At 44.0% G+C, this 15,574-nt stretch carries 9 protein-coding genes; 4 read left to right on the top strand and 5 right to left on the bottom strand.

The window, feature by feature from the left end:
• The first annotated feature begins 219 nt into the window (after positions 1–219).
• The 4 genes from Q0110_RS07595 (at position 220) to Q0110_RS07610 (ending at position 7,675) form a co-directional block, all read left to right on the top strand.
• Positions 220–3,255 (top strand): SusC/RagA family TonB-linked outer membrane protein, encoded by a 3,036-nt coding sequence (locus tag Q0110_RS07595; protein ID WP_297905213.1) that lies wholly within the window; start codon positions 220–222, stop codon positions 3,253–3,255.
• A gap of 18 nt (positions 3,256–3,273) precedes the next feature.
• Entirely contained in the window at positions 3,274–4,926 is a 1,653-nt protein-coding gene (locus Q0110_RS07600; protein WP_297905216.1) for a SusD/RagB family nutrient-binding outer membrane lipoprotein, read from the top strand.
• A gap of 115 nt (positions 4,927–5,041) precedes the next feature.
• The gene (locus Q0110_RS07605; protein ID WP_297905218.1) at positions 5,042–5,686 is read left to right on the top strand and encodes a hypothetical protein; all 645 of its coding nucleotides are present in this window, start codon (positions 5,042–5,044) and stop codon (positions 5,684–5,686) included.
• Between the two features lie 87 nt (positions 5,687–5,773).
• A complete protein-coding gene (locus tag Q0110_RS07610; protein WP_297905221.1) occupies positions 5,774–7,675 on the top strand; it encodes a glycoside hydrolase family 2 TIM barrel-domain containing protein in 1,902 nt (633 codons plus the stop codon).
• Here the strand turns inward: Q0110_RS07610 and Q0110_RS07615 are convergent.
• From Q0110_RS07615 to Q0110_RS07635, 5 genes are all read right to left on the bottom strand, one after another.
• Complete coding sequence (locus Q0110_RS07615; RefSeq protein WP_297905227.1) at positions 7,654–8,256, bottom strand: L-threonylcarbamoyladenylate synthase; 603 nt, start codon at positions 8,254–8,256, stop codon at positions 7,654–7,656. The two genes, Q0110_RS07610 and Q0110_RS07615, sit on opposite strands and share 22 nt — an antisense overlap.
• Positions 8,257–8,286: 30 nt before the next feature.
• On the bottom strand, positions 8,287–9,144 hold the full coding sequence (locus Q0110_RS07620) for an SDR family oxidoreductase (protein WP_297905230.1): 858 nt from the start codon (positions 9,142–9,144) through the stop codon (positions 8,287–8,289).
• Positions 9,145–9,280: 136 nt separating this feature from the next.
• Positions 9,281–11,746: a bifunctional UDP-N-acetylmuramoyl-tripeptide:D-alanyl-D-alanine ligase/alanine racemase gene (locus Q0110_RS07625; RefSeq protein ID WP_297905233.1), complete on the bottom strand. Its 2,466-nt coding sequence runs from the start codon at positions 11,744–11,746 to the stop codon at positions 9,281–9,283.
• A gap of 4 nt (positions 11,747–11,750) precedes the next feature.
• Complete coding sequence (locus Q0110_RS07630) at positions 11,751–12,737, bottom strand: GSCFA domain-containing protein (RefSeq protein ID WP_297905236.1); 987 nt, start codon at positions 12,735–12,737, stop codon at positions 11,751–11,753.
• A gap of 81 nt (positions 12,738–12,818) precedes the next feature.
• A complete protein-coding gene (locus Q0110_RS07635; protein ID WP_297905239.1) occupies positions 12,819–15,308 on the bottom strand; it encodes an outer membrane beta-barrel family protein in 2,490 nt (829 codons plus the stop codon).
• Positions 15,309–15,574: the final 266 nt, after the last annotated feature.

Consider the following 15,574-nt stretch of genomic DNA (forward strand, 5'->3'; position numbering starts at 1 on the left):
TTAGTTCTAATGATACTATGTTACTATTATTATTTAAAATAAAACCGTTTAATTTTAAATAGAAGGAAATATAAGTATGAACATAATAATAACTTTAAACAAAAAGAAAAAATGCCTATGCACTAAAGAAGAAGCGAGGAGACTCCATTCCCTCTGGATTAAGTATGGAAATTAAGAAAACACAAATGTAGAATCACTTAAATCAAAAAACGATTTTTCATGAGAAAGTCATTTATCTTATTATTGGCGTTTTTTCTGTGTATTACGGGATATGCGCAGAAATTAACGATTAGTGGTGTCGTTATAGACAAAGACTTGAATGAGCCACTAACAGGTGTGAATGTATTGGTAAAAGGTACGACAGTGGGTACCATTACTGATTTTGATGGAAAATATACCTTGGAGGCCGATGCGAACTCTATTTTGGTATTCTCTTATTTAAGTATGAAAACTGTAGAAGAACCTGTTAATGGCCGTTCGAAAATTGATGTCGTGATGGTTTCTGACGCAGAAGCGCTAGATGAGGTTGTCGTAACAGCGATGGGTATCAAGCGCGAGTCCAAGACATTGACCTACTCGGCACAAACCGTGGGTGGTAAAGACTTGAATGAGATCAAAAACGTTAATATGATCAACTCTTTGCAGGGAAAGAGCGCAGGTTTGCAGATTACCCCTAACTCCACGGGTGCCGGTGGATCTTCCAAGATCTTGTTCCGTGGAAATAAATCCATCAGTGGTAGTAACCAGCCATTGATCGTTGTGGATGGTGTTCCTATGATGATGAATGTATCCGATTCTCAGATTGATGGTTCTTATGGCGGTGGTCGCGACGGTGGTGATGCCATGTCTACGATCAACCCGGATGATATCGCTCAGATCACCTTGTTGAAAGGTGCTTCCGCTGCGGCCTTGTATGGTGCGGTAGCTGCCAATGGTGCGATTATGATTACGACGAAGTCTGCTCAATCGGGAAAGGTCGCTATCAATGTGTCCAGTAATACGACCGTGGAGACTCCGATGGTATTGCCGAAGTTCCAGAATTCTTATGGCGTAAGCAACCAAGGTACGTTTAGCTGGGGTGATAAGCTTGCTTCTTCTTCTCCTAACTATGCTAAAGAGTATTACAATCTTGGTTATACGACAAACAACTCTATCTCGTTGGCTGGTGGAAATGATAATATCTCATCTTATTTTTCTTATGCGAATGTTTCTTCCAACGGTATCGTTCCGGAGAATACATATATGAGCCATAACTTATTGGCGAAGGTTGGTTTTAACCTATGGACTAAATTACATGTAGACGTATCTGCTCGTTACAACAACCAGCATATAGAGAATCAGCCAACCGCCGGTTACGTTGGTAACCCGACTTTGGGCGCTTACTTGTTCCCTAGAGGCGAGGATTGGGGATATTACAAGAACAATTATGAGGTATATGATGGTACAAGAAATATAAATGTACATAACTGGACGAATACCGCTCAGGAGCAGTTCGCTAACCCGTATTGGATGTTGAACCGCCAGAAGCCGGTCTCTTACCGTAACCGTTATGAGTTTGGAGGTAGCGTTAAGTATGACATCATGGAGGGACTTTCTGTTACAGGTCGTTTACGTTATGAGCGCGGTGACGAGAAATGGTATTTGAACGAGTACGCCTCTAGTACGGCCGGTCGAAACTTATTGGGTACAATGAAGGATACTCGCGTGAATAGCGAGCAGACTTATGGAGACTTGCTGGCCCAGTATAATAAGACTTGGGATGATACTTATTCTTTGTCGATAACAGCGGGTGGTAGTTACCAGAAGACTAAAAGCTCTTCTTTGGAAGTGATCGGTTGGGGTGACTCTGAATTCTCGGTTAACGACGCAGGTGTAATTACAAGTGGTGCTTACTATCCTAATATCTTCTCTCCGGCCAACTATTATAAATTGGAGACTACGATGACTTTGGCCGAGAAACGCTTGAACTCAGTGTTCGCTACAGCCCAGTTCGGCTATAAAGAAGGCTTGTTTATCGATGTAAGTGCTCGTAACGACTGGTCTTCAACATTGGCGTTTACGGATGGGGTATCATTCTTCTATCCGTCTGTTGGCGCGAGTGCGTTGTTGGATAAGTTTATCGACTTCGGTGAGAACGTGGATTTATTCAAGTTGCGTGCATCTTATTCAATTGTAGGTAACGACGTTCCTATCGGAGTAACTAACGAGCGTTATACATTGGGCGACCAAGGAGCTTTGACTCCTCCGGAATCATCTTCGTTCCGTACTTTGAAACCAGAGAAGACAAATTCTTTAGAGGTTGGTTTTGACGGTACATTCTTCCGGAATCGTTTGAACGTGAACGTGACTTATTATAAGACAAATACAAAGAACCAGTACTTCAATATCTCTGCTCCGTGGGAAACAGGTTTGAAGACACGCTATATCAATGCCGGTAATGTACAAAACCAAGGATTCGAGGTTAGTTTAGGTTGGTATAACCAGTTTACGGACAACTTCAGTTGGAGTACGAACTTTAACTTCTCTTACAATAATAATAAGATCATTGAGTTGGCAGACGAGCTTGCCGAATGGAACCTGACAAGCTATTGTACAGGAGCTAAGGTGCTCTTGAAAGAGGGTGGACATTTCGGAGACCTGTATGTACGTGACTTGCAACGTGACGAGAACGGAAAACCTATCATATCTGACACCGGCGCTCCGGTATTGGCCGGCTCCGATAATAAAGATCTTGTTTATGCGGGTGATATGAATGCCAGAGTGAACATGGGTTGGACCAATACATTCCATTACAAAGATTTCACTTTGTCTTTCTTGATCGATGCCAAGGTTGGCGGTAAGGTATTGTCGTTGACGGAGGCTACGATGGATGGCTGGGGTGTTTCCGAGCGTTCAGGCAAAGCGCGTGAGGTTGGTTTTGTTGAGGTTGACGGAGTACAATTCGATCCGGAACTGTATTATTCGACTACCGGAGGTACAAGCTATAACTCCAACATCCTGACTTCTCAGTATGTATACGACGCAACCAATGTTCGTTTGCGTGAATTATCTTTCGGTTATACCTTCCGTAACTTGTTTGGCGCAGGTAAGAACCTGACTGCCTCTATCATTGGGCGTAACCTATTCTTCTTCTATAAGGATGCTCCGATGGATCCGGATGTGGCTGCTGGAACGGGTAATGGCTGGCAAGGTATCGATATGTTCGCGTTGCCGACAACTCGTAGCTTTGGTTTGAACTTAAAACTTAATTTCTAAATCTTAGAGGTATTACTTATGAAACTAAATAGAATTCTAAAATATGCGGCTGTATCAGCTTTAGTTTTGGGCACAGGATTAACAACCGTGAGCTGTACGGATGATTTTGAGACATTAAATACGGACCAGTATGAGGTAGATCCGAATACTCTTCCTTTCTCGGCGCAGTTTAAGGAGCCATTGTCTTATGTGTATGCTCCGCAGCAAAACCTGTTCCAATATTGTTTTAGCTTGAACGTAGATTTGTTTAGCGGTTATTTTATGACACCGCATAACTTCAACGGTTCCGGTAATGTGGACTATGCGTTGAACCGTAGTTTCTGTGGAGGTATGTATGAAAATGTATATTTGCACATTTTCAATAATACGCGCCGCTTGATCGCCTCTTGCGATGAGCAAGGGCTGACAGACTACGCTGGTATAATGCGTGTTGTCCAGGCGTATGCGATCCAGATGTTGACCGATGTTTATGGTCCGGTGGCTTATACCTCTTGTATCGAGGATCCGACCAATGGCGCTTCATTCTCTTATGACACACAACAAAGCATTTATAACTCTATTTTCGATTTGCTGGATAAGGCACTTCAAGATTTCCAGAATCCCAAATCCTCGTTGGAAGAAAGACAGTCGTTCGACTATTGGTGTAACGGCGATTTGGATATGTGGATTCAAGTGGCTAATCAATTAAAGCTACGTGCAGCCATGCGTATTGTGAAAGCCGACCCGACTTTGGCCAAACAAAAAGCGGAAGAGGCCGCTAAAGGTGCTATGTTGAAGCAGGATGTATTGATCAACAAAAGCTTGAGTAATGAGCAAACTCGTATGTTTGAGTGGGGAGATAGCGGTATGAACGCTAACCTGACCACGATATTGGAGGGATTCCAAGATCCTCGCTTACCTCTGTATATAACGATGAACCAAGCAGACGTAGAGTGTGAGGATGGGACGACGATCGCTTCCGGTACTCAATATCTGGGTATCCGTGGTGGTTGTGACCTACCGGCTAAACCCAATCAGTGGGGTAACTTCTCGAAGATCGTTTGCTCTTATACGACGGCTTTACCGGTTATGATGGCGGCTGAAGGTTATTTCTTGCGTGCGGAAGGTGCGTTGCGTGGCTGGAGTAACATGGGAGGAACTGCGAAAGAGCTGTACGAGCAAGGTATTCGTGTCTCTATCAAGAACCAGCTTGCCTATAAAGGGAACTTGGCTGGTGTAAACTCAATCTCGGACGCTGAGATTGATGCTTATATCAATGGTACGACTACTCAGAAGGATTTCGTTGATCCGGTTGATAGTCGGAACAGTATCGAGGCTCAGAATGATATTACCGTTAAGTGGGATGAGAGTGCGACTAACGAGAAGAAACTGCAACGTATCATCACGCAGAAATGGATTGCGAACTTCCCGTTGTCTTGCGAGGCTTGGGCAGAATTCCGTCGTACGGGTTATCCAAAGTTATTCCCGAACCGTGTAAACAAGAGTAATGGCGACATCGATACAAACGAGCAGGTTCGCCGTCTGTTGTATTCTGATAATGAGGATAATACTAATACCGAGGAGTATCAAAAAGGTATTGAGCTATTGAACCAAGAGAACACAGGTGCGATCTCCGGTGATAAAGGTGGTACACATGTATGGTGGGATAGAGCTGGCGTTGGAAACTTCTAATCGGCATTAATAGATTTTATTGTTAAATAATATGTAATGAAAGGGCTTCTTCAGATTTGTGAAGAGGCCCTTTTTGAATTTTGTAGTATTTTAGAAGGATAAATCTAAGATTAATATGATGAACAGATGTATTTATGTATTTTGTTGGCTTTGTCTGGTTTGCTGGTTCAGCCCGGTATCTGCGCAAGGACAAGCTATGTTAGAAATCCCGGAACCGGGTGAGAAAACTTTGGTTCATTCGGGGTGGTATGCCCGGAAAGCGGATGAGGTAAAGGTGGATGGAAATCGCTTGAGTGCCGTTCCTTTGGAAAAAGCGGGATGGTTGCCGGCTCGTGTACCGGGTACGGTATTGACCACGCTCTTGGAGAATGATTTGTATCCGGTTCCAGAGTTTGGGTTAAATAATAACTTGATTCCCGATATCTATGAAGTAGGTAATGATTTCTATACCTATTGGTTTGTACGCCAGTTTGATATCAGTGGTCTACCTGAGGGGCGTAATGTCTGGTTGAATTTCCGCGGGATCAATTATAAGGCAGAAATCTTTTTGAATGGTAAGAGGATCAATCGGAATACGCATGAAGGCATGTTCTTGAGGAAAACTTTTAATATAACCCCATTTCTCCGTGTGGATGCCCCGAATGTATTAGCGGTATTGGTCTATCCTCCTACACACGTTGGAAATCCAAATGGCGGGCAAGGTGGTGATGGACAGATTGCTCGTAATAATACGATGCAGTATACGCCGGGTTGGGATTGAATACAGCCGGTACGTGACCGAAATACGGGTATTTGGGATGAGGTCTCTATTACGACAACCGGGCCGGTATGCCTCTCTTCTCCCTATGTGGTGACTAAGGTTCCCGGGGTACGTGACCCGGAAGCGAAGACACAGGAGAAGGCTTTTGTGAATACCTCTGTTGAGCTAGAGAATACCGGAGACTCTTCTTTGAAAGGGCTATTGGTTTGCGAGACGAACGGAACCCGCCAGACTCAGTCGGTCATTTTATCTCCTTATGAGAAGAAGACGGTTTCCTTAGATCCGTTACCGATAAAAAATCCCCGTTTATGGTGGCCTAACGGTATCGGTGAGCAGCCTCTATATGATATGAACCTTTCTTTCGTGATAGAAGACCAAGTAAGCGACCGGGAATGCTTGCGTTATGGTATCCGGGAGATTACTTCCGATAAATGCCCGGATAATGGTGGTCGCCGTTTCTTCGTGAACGGGCAAAAGATATACATCACGGGCGGTAATTATATTAATTCCGATTGGTTGCTTCGTCTCTCGCCGGAACGTTATCGGGATGAGGTACGTTTCCATGCGGAAATGAACTTACGTATGATCCGCGTATGGGGAGGTGCACTGGTGGAACGGCCGGAATTCTATAATGCTTGTGACGAGTTCGGTATCTTGGTTTTTCAAGACTTGTGGGGGAGTGGTGATTGTAATGGCGCTTGGGAAGATCCGACCAAGCTGGATTCCCGGGAACGTCGTTGGGAATATCCCGATAATCATGATTTATTTATCGCCTCCGTAGAGGACCAGGTAAAAATGATCCGCAACCATCCAAGTCTTTGTTTCTGGTGTGGGGCAAATGAATGGCCTTTAGCAAAAGATATAGATCAATGCTTGAAGAAGGAGGTATTTCCTCGGTTAGATCCGGAACGTCTTTTCGTGAGTTTCTCGACAGATACGTTATTTACCCGGAACTATCTGGGAGATAATGGTGATGGCCCATACGGAATACAAGAGCCGGAGTGGTTCTTTACCTTCCGTTCACATCCATTTAACCCGGAAGCCGGATCTGTTGGATCTCCGGAAGTTGAGAGTATGCGAGAGATGATGACGGAACAAGATTTAGCCAATTTCCCGAGGAAAGGTTTTACCCGCAATTATACGTGGCGGTACCATAAGGATTTGGGCTATGGCGATCATTTGGAACGTTATGGGGAGGTAAAGGATATTGATACCTATTGTAAATATGCCCAAATCGTGAACTATGACCAATATCGTAGTTTTATGGAAGGCTGGGCATCGCATATGTGGGATTGGTATACAGGTATCTTGATTTGGAAAACCCAGAATCCGTGGACTTCTTTGCGAGGGCAGATGTATGATTGGACTCTTGATGTAAATGCTTCCTTGTACGGGACTCGGAAAGGTTGCGAGCCATTACATGCCTATTATAATCCGGTAACTCGTAAAGCGGGATTGCTGAATACGACTTTGGAGGATCATGCGGATTTATCTCTTGTCGCTCGTATCTATGACCTGGAAGGGAAAATGCTTTGGGAGAAAGAGACGAAAGCGAGCGCAAAAGCGAATACGGTACAGGAAATATTGGATATCCCGATTCCGGAAGGGATAAAAGGTGTTTATTTCTTGCGGTTGGCCTTGAACTCGGATGTACCTAATATTTATTGGTTGACAACCGAGCCGAAAGATTATACCAGTTTATCCCGCCTTCCGAGATCGAGACCTGAGATTAAGACTGAGATCAGGAAGGAAGGATCGAATTTCATGGCTACGGTGCGCATGAAGGCTGATTCACGAATCTCATTCTTCAACCGTATCAAGGTTTTTGATAAGGAGACAGGTAAACGGATCTTGCCGGTACATTATTCTGATAACTATATTACTTTGATGCCGGGCGACCGGCAAGAGATAAACTTGGATTTCTCCTCCGACTTGCCGGAAGAGCGAATACAAATCGTGGTGGATAGTTATAATTCTCCTTTGCCCTGACGTACGATCTCGAAATTATCCGTCGTGCAGTCTACGACCGTGGAAGCTTCCAGCCCCCCGAAACCGCCGTCGATTACGATATCCACTTGATTCTTGTATTTCTCATGTATCAATTCCGGATCTGTCGTATATTCGATCACCTCGTCCTCGTCACGGATGGACATGGTTAGGATTGGATTTCCCAAGACTTGTACTAGCGTACGGGTGATATTATTGTCCGGGACACGGATTCCCACTTCTTTCCGGTTCTTGTATATCTTTGGAAGCTCGCTGCTGGTCGGCAAGATAAAGGTAAAAGGACCGGGAAGGTGTTTTTTCATCAGCTTGAAAGCGGCGTTACTGACTTTGGCATATTCGCTTAGATTAGACAAGTCGTAACAAATGATAGACAAATTGCTTTTCTGTGGATTGACCCCTTTCATCTGGCATATCTTCTCTACCGCACGTACGTTTAACGCATCACAACCGATCGCGTATACCGTGTCGGTAGGATAAACGACAAGGCCGCCGTCCTGCAGGACTTTGACGACCTTGTCTATTTCTTTTTGATTCGGATTTTCCGGATAGATTTTTACTAACATAGCAGTGTCAACTATCAATTCTCTATGACTTTAGCCGTAGATGATATGTCCGTTTTCATCCGTATATTCCTCTAATCCTTTGCTATACTGGTTCATGGCACGGAGGCTCATGCCCATACTTGAGAAACCACCATCATGGAATAGATTCTGCATCGTAACCTTACGGGTGAAATCAGAGAACATCATTACACAATAATCGGCGCATTCATCAGCGTTAGCGTTACCTAGTGGGCTCATCTTGTTAGAGAAGTCCATCAAGTGCTCCATACCTTTCACGCCACTGCCGGCAGTTGTCATTGTCGGAGACTGGGAGATCGTGTTGATACGAACCCCTTTCTCGCGTCCATAGATGTAACCGAAGCTACGGGCTATAGATTCCAATAGACTCTTAGCGTCTGCCATATCATTGTATCCGAAGAATGTACGCTGGGCGGCCACATAACTCAATGCCACCACGGAACCATTCTCGGCGATAGCGTCTTGTTTCTTAGCGACCTGTAGCATCTTGTGGAAGGAGATAGCGGAGATATCCAACGTCTTTTCCAACATTCCATAATCCAAGTCATCGTACGTACGTTTCTTACGAACGTTCGGGCTCATACCAATAGAATGTAAAACGAAATCTATTTTACCACCTAATATTTCTACTGATTTTGCGAATACGGTCTCCAGATCCTCTACGCTGGTTGCGTCTGCCGGGATTACCTGTGCGTTTAATTTCTCAGCCAAAGCATCTACCTGCCCCATTCGGACGGCGATAGGTGTATTGCTTAACGTGATAGTCGCACCTTCTTCCACGGCTCTTTCTGCCACTTTCCAGGCGATAGACATATCGTTCAGCGCACCGAAGATAATGCCTTTCTTGCCTTTCAATAAATTATGACTCATACCTTATTTTTATTAATTACGGCACAAAAATACACAAAATGTGCAACATACACAAACGAATATCATAATCAGACATTTGAATATGTACTTTTACATAAAGAACAAGGTGAAGCCGTTCTTTGTTGGCGATTACTTATTATTCTCGGAAATAAACCCTTTTCACCCGGGGTGAGATAGAGGTTAATATCTCATAAGGGATTGTTTTCAGTTTATCCGAAAGCTCGCTAACCGGTAGTTCATCGCCAAAGATAATGACCGTGTCGCCTTCTTGCGCGTGGATATCGGTAACATCAATCATGCAAGCATCCATACAGATGTTGCCGATAATCGGGCAGCGTTGTCCATTGATCAAGACTTCTCCCCCTCCGTTGCTGAAATGACGATCTAGTCCGTCGGCATACCCGATCGGGATAATAGCGATCCGAGAATCACGATTCACGTAACTCATGCGGCTGTAGCCGATGGAATCTCCTGCGGGCACGTTTTGTATTTGTAAGATCGTTGTCTTCAAGGTACTGACATTCCGCAATCCTTTTTGCCCGGATGCGCTCACCCCGTATAGGCCGATACCTAGGCGTACCATGTCCATTTGATAGGCGGCGAAGCGCTCGATTCCTGCGGAGTTTAGGATGTGTTTGATTACCTTATACTCTAATCCCTTTTCTAGTTCTTGGGCCGCTTGGGTAAATTTATCCAATTGCTGATGAGTAAAATCATCGAAAATGTATGAATCGCTTCCGGCTAAATGCGAAAAGACTGAACGGACGGTAACCCCGGTTTGCGCTTTTAAGCGCTCGCAGATCGAAGGGATATCCTCCGGTTGGAACCCTAGGCGGTGCATGCCGGTATCAATCTTAATGTGGATAGGGTAAGAGGTGATACCTCTGCGCTCGGTCTCCCGGATCATGGCATCCAGTAAGCGGAAACTATAGACTTCCGGTTCCAGATGATACTCGAACAAGACATTGAAACTACTGAATTCCGGATTCATGACGATAATAGGGATCGAGATACCCTCTTTGCGCAGTCCGGCTCCCTCATCGGCTACCGCTACGGCCAGATAGTCACAACGATGTTCTTGAAGGGTTTTCGCTAATTCATAAGAACCGGCTCCATAACCAAAGGCTTTTACCATGCAAACCATCTTGGTATCCGGTTTTAACTTAGAACGGTAATAGTTGAAGTTATGTACGATCGCATCCAAGTTTACCTCCAGGATTGTCTCATGTACTTTCTTTTCCAGAAGCTCGGATATTTGCTCGAAGTGGAAATGCCGTGAACCTTTGATCAAGATCAGTTCATCCTTGAATCTCTTGAAGGAAGGAGACTTGATAAATTCCTCGGTTGTCGTATAAAATTCTTTCTCGATCTCGAAGACGGAAGCATATTCCTTTAAGTCACGGCCAATACCGATGATACGGTCTATCTTCTTGCGACGGACTAAATCGGCGACCTTTTTATATAAAGACTTAGGCAAGGTTCCCGATTGGAGGATATCGGAGAGGATTAAAGTACTTTTTAATTTTTTACCCACCCGGCGACTTTGTTGGAAATCAAGGGCGATGTCCAAGGAATTGATATCCGAATTATAAGTATCGTTTATTAACAGGCAATTGTTGATGCCTTGCTTTACGTCCAGTCGCATAGCTACCGGCTCAAGGCGCAAGAATTTCGATACATCGTTTACGCTGGTCGGCTTCAGGTAAAGCATGACAGCCATACAATGGATTACGTTCTCAATAGAAGCGTCGTCTGTGAATGGGATGGTGACAACTTGGTTGAACCCCAGCAAGGTACAATGAATGATTGTCTCTAGCTCCTTTTTCTCGATCGACTCGATAAATAAGGGGGCCTCTGAATCCGTTCGGCTCCATGCGATCGCTTTATGGGAAAGACAGGCCGATTCGATACAATTGGCGATAAACAAATCGTCTCCATCATAAATAATGGCCTCGCAATCATTGAAAAGTGTCAGCTTCTCCATACATTTTTGGTTGGAGGAGAGAAAATTCTCCTGATGAGCTTCCCCGATATTCGTGATAATACCGATTGTCGGTGCGATAATCGGTTGCAGGCGTTCCATCTCGTCCGGTTGCGAGATACCGGCCTCAAAGATTCCTAGCGTATTTTTCTCGTTCATCTGCCATACCGAGAGGGGAACTCCTAGCTGGGAATTGTAGCTTCGGGGCGAACGTACGATATTGAACTCATTGTGCAATAATTGATAGAGGAATTCCTTTACAATCGTCTTTCCGTTGCTGCCGGTGATGCCGATCACGGGAATATTGAATTGTTTCCTGTGGTGAGCCGCTAGTTTCTGTAAAGCTCGTAACGTATCTTTTACCACAAGGAAGTTCGCTTCTTTCATATCCTCGAACTCCGGCAACATATCGCTTACCACGAAATTGCGTACACGAAGGTTATAAAGTTCTTGTATATATTTATGTCCGTCATTCGTCTTGGTTTTCAAGGCGAAAAAAAGGCTTTTTTCCGGGAAGGAGAGACGACGGCTGTCAGTCAACAATAAACTGACCGTATCATCTAGCAATTGGTTTGTTTTAGCACTGATAATTCTTGCTATTTCTTTAATTGCGTATTCCATTCTTTTATTTTAGTTTAGACTTTATTGTTTCGATCTCTTTTCGGATATCAAAGGAAGGAATTTTCTCGTTAATTCGTTCCATCTTTAACAAAGTTTGAAGTATAAAACGCCTATAGGCTTCACTCTCCGGTTGAAAGGGCTTATGATTTATAGCTTTTTGAATATCACCCCATTCTTTAAGAATCGTTAAAGAATTAGCGGATAAGAAATTTTCAGTAAAACGTTGCCAAATATAATCGATGCTCAATGGAGAAGGATGTAGCATATCGTCTGCGTAAAAGCGATAATCTCGAAGCTCGTCCATAAGTATCTCGTAAGCGGGGAAGTAAGCGATCTGGTCGGGATAGTTTTTCTGTAAAGTATCCGTGGCTAGTAATAGGGTAGCTTTGCTGAGTTGGTTCTCATGTGCCCCGTCTTTCCAATGACGGATAGGGCTTACGGTAAATAAGATCTTCAAGGCGGGGTTTTGCTCCCAAAGGGCAAGAAGCAAAGGTTGCCAGTCCTCTATGATTTCTTGTACGGATAACCGTTGCCGGTCGAACATCTTCTCCGGTAACTTATGGCAATTCGATACGATTTGCCCGTTTTTTTTAAGGCGATATACATAAGCGGTTCCCAGCGTGATTACTAAGCGGGTCGCTTTCCTGAGAAAAGCAGAGGATTGGGACAGGCGGTTGTTTATATGCTTTAGGCATTCTTCTTCCGATGTAGCCGAAAAACGGCTGTGATGGGCAAAACTATGGTATACGCCCTCATGCTGAAATAAATCGCCGGAGGTAAAACGCTCCAGACGTAGCAACATCCGCAATCCTTCCGCTACAGAGGCCGGGTTGTATAAGGTTCCGAAAGGATTTATATCTACTATAAATTTGTTCTCTTCCAGCTTCTTTCCGATATTCTCGGCGAAACAAGAACCTATCATCACGATCTTGTCCTCATATGAGAACAAGAATCGTGCTTTCGGTAACATTATCCGGGTATAAAATTCCATATTTACTTTTTCGCAAAAGTAGATATATGTTTATGGAAATGCAAATAAAGAGATGGGTTTGGCTGTTTCCGGTAAAACGTGTCAAAAGTCCGCGTCATACATATCCGATTCTCTTTCGCCACCTTTATTCTTGTCTTTCCTTTTATTCATATTTCCAAAATTATAGGTCAAGGTAAAACCTATTCTTCTGCCACCGCGCCAGTTCTCCGAATCTTGCCAGAAGCCATCACCAGAGGTGACCGTGCGGAACTTTCTGGAATCCAATAGGTCGCGTGCGTTAATATTTAGTGTGAGCTTATCCTTTAAGAATGATTTGCGTAGTCCGAGGTCTACCGAATAGTTTGGCTCGCGATATCCTTGAGCCATCAAGCGCTTGGAGTTATAACTACCCATTCCCTGAAGCGATACTCCCCAAGGCAGGCTTACATTAGCGATCGTACGTATGTTCCAGTTGAAGCTCTCGTCTTCTTCGCCGGTGACGGGAGTTTCCGCGCCTTCAGGCAGATAACTGAAACCATCCAGCTTAGAGTAATAAAGGTTTACGGTCGTTGTCAGGTTAAGGATGTTGAATAGCTTATTTTTGCCGACAATTTCCAAACCGCTGTTCTGCTGGCGAGCGACGTTCTCGCTGGTCGTATACATCACGTCGTCTGTCGTGTCGAGGAAACGAATACGTTGGATTACGTCGTCGGTCGAACGATAATATCCGGAAAGAGACAACGTGTGCCCGGATTCCCAGGTCTTGATATAATTCAACTCGAAAGAGTGGGAGTATTCGGGAGTTAGCTCCGGATTACCAAAAGAAATGTTGGAGGCATCGGAAATATTACGGAAAGAGTTTAGCTGTCCTCCCCAAGGACGTCGTAGGCGACGCGTATAATTCACTTGAAGTTCGTTGTTTTTAGGAAGCGCATAAGAAATAAAAGCGCTAGGGAACAACTTGAAATAATCTTTCTCAAATTTTTCCGATAATTTGCCGTTAAACTCTTGGTCGAAATCCAGCGAACGTGTGTCTACCTTCCAATATTCTCCGCGTAGGCCGGCTTGGTAACTTAGGTTGTTCCATTTACCTCCGTAAGTCATATACAAGGCGTGTACATCCTGGTTGTATAAGAAGCGATTGTAGAGAGCTTGATCTTGCTCTATGTCGCTAGCGGTCGTTCCGGAATATGTATCCACAGGGCTAGACTCCCGCTGGAACGTACCTTTATAACCGGCCTCTATACGACCCACATTGGGTATTGTATTTGTATAATCGGCCTGTATTTCCCAGTTTTTATTTTTGATATTGTTTTCTTGGGTTTGGTACTCTTGTTTGTCAGCGATGTTTGTATCTGTGTAATGGGTTGATTGCTGAAAGATATTTAGTCCGTCATTTTTCCATTGATTATTGCTGACAGTCAGGTCTATATTACTATTCTCCGAGAATTTATGGAGATAGTTGAGCTCTAAGTTATACATTTTCATGTCCGAATCTCCATTGTTCGTACGGTCGCTGGTATAGACCGTATTCTTTTGGCGATCTGTAGATATGTAATGTATAGATTCGTCATTGTCTCCTCCTCCGCTCATTCCTGTCATGTTGAAAGCCAGATCATCGTTTTTAGTGATATGCCAAGTCGCTCCGAAACGCCCGAACCAATTGTTATGTTGTCGTTTGGAGCTATTTGTTTGATCCAGAAAGCTATTATCTGCCGTATTTTCACGACTGGTGATACCGCCTCCTTTCATTTCACGGTTGCGGTAGTTTAGATTGGCATAAGCGTCGACTTTACTACTGCTATAATTGATATTTCCGCTGGCCTGATATCCACCGTCCGTATCAGCTCCCACTTTCACGCTACCATAATAACCGGGTTTACGGTCGTCTTTCAATATGATATTGATGATACCGGCAGTTCCTTCCGGGCTGTATTTGGCAGAAGGATTGGTGATAACCTCCACCTGCTTGATATCTTCGGCTGGCATCATTTCTAGGATATCCGCTTGGTTATCCGCGGTCAGTCCTGAAGCTTTTCCATTGATCCAGACAGTTACGCTGGAATTACCGCGCAAAGAAATAGAACCTTCGTTGTCTACCTCGATAGACGGGATATTGGCAAGAAGGTCGCTCACGGAACCTCCTTCCGAAGCTATATCCTGTGTTGCGTCAAATACTTTCCTGTCGAGCTCAAACCGCATCTGAGGCTTTTTGGCAACAACCTCCACTTCGCTCAGTTGGTTGGCATCTTCAGTCATTGTTAGTTCTCCAAGGTTGAGAGTTTGGTCATTGTTGCGGATTGTTATATTTTTGGAAATTTCCGCATAGCCAATGTAGGTATAGGTAACTACATATTCTCCTTTCTTTAATCCTGCGATACTGTAGTTTCCATTACTTCCGGTAACGGTTCCTTGTAATACTTTATCCGAACCTTTCGCTTTAACCTGTATGGTTACAAATTCGAGTGGTCCTCCTAATTCTCCGTCTATTACAATACCCTTTATTTCTCCAACTGTTTCATTTCCTTTCATATCCGGGGCTAAACATAAAAGCATTCCGGTCAAGAATAGGCCCATCTTTTTCTTCATCATCTTCCAAAATCTGACTTTTACATTTTACAAAACGATCTATTTGACTGATATTTTTCAAAAAGGTTTATTTGAAAGACATTAAAAATTAAATAAAATCTGTTCGTCTGGAAAAAAGGAGATGTCTTGGGATTGTCCGGAAGGGGGCAAATGAGGAAACCGGTCCGAGAGGGGAAAAGTGACTTCCGTTATGATAGCCGCTCATTCCGGGAAAAGGAACGGGCGACTACCATAGCGAGAAGGTATCATCGGTTTATATTTCCGATATA

The organism is uncultured Parabacteroides sp., from assembly GCF_947855115.1.
Lineage (GTDB): Bacteria > Bacteroidota > Bacteroidia > Bacteroidales > Tannerellaceae > Parabacteroides.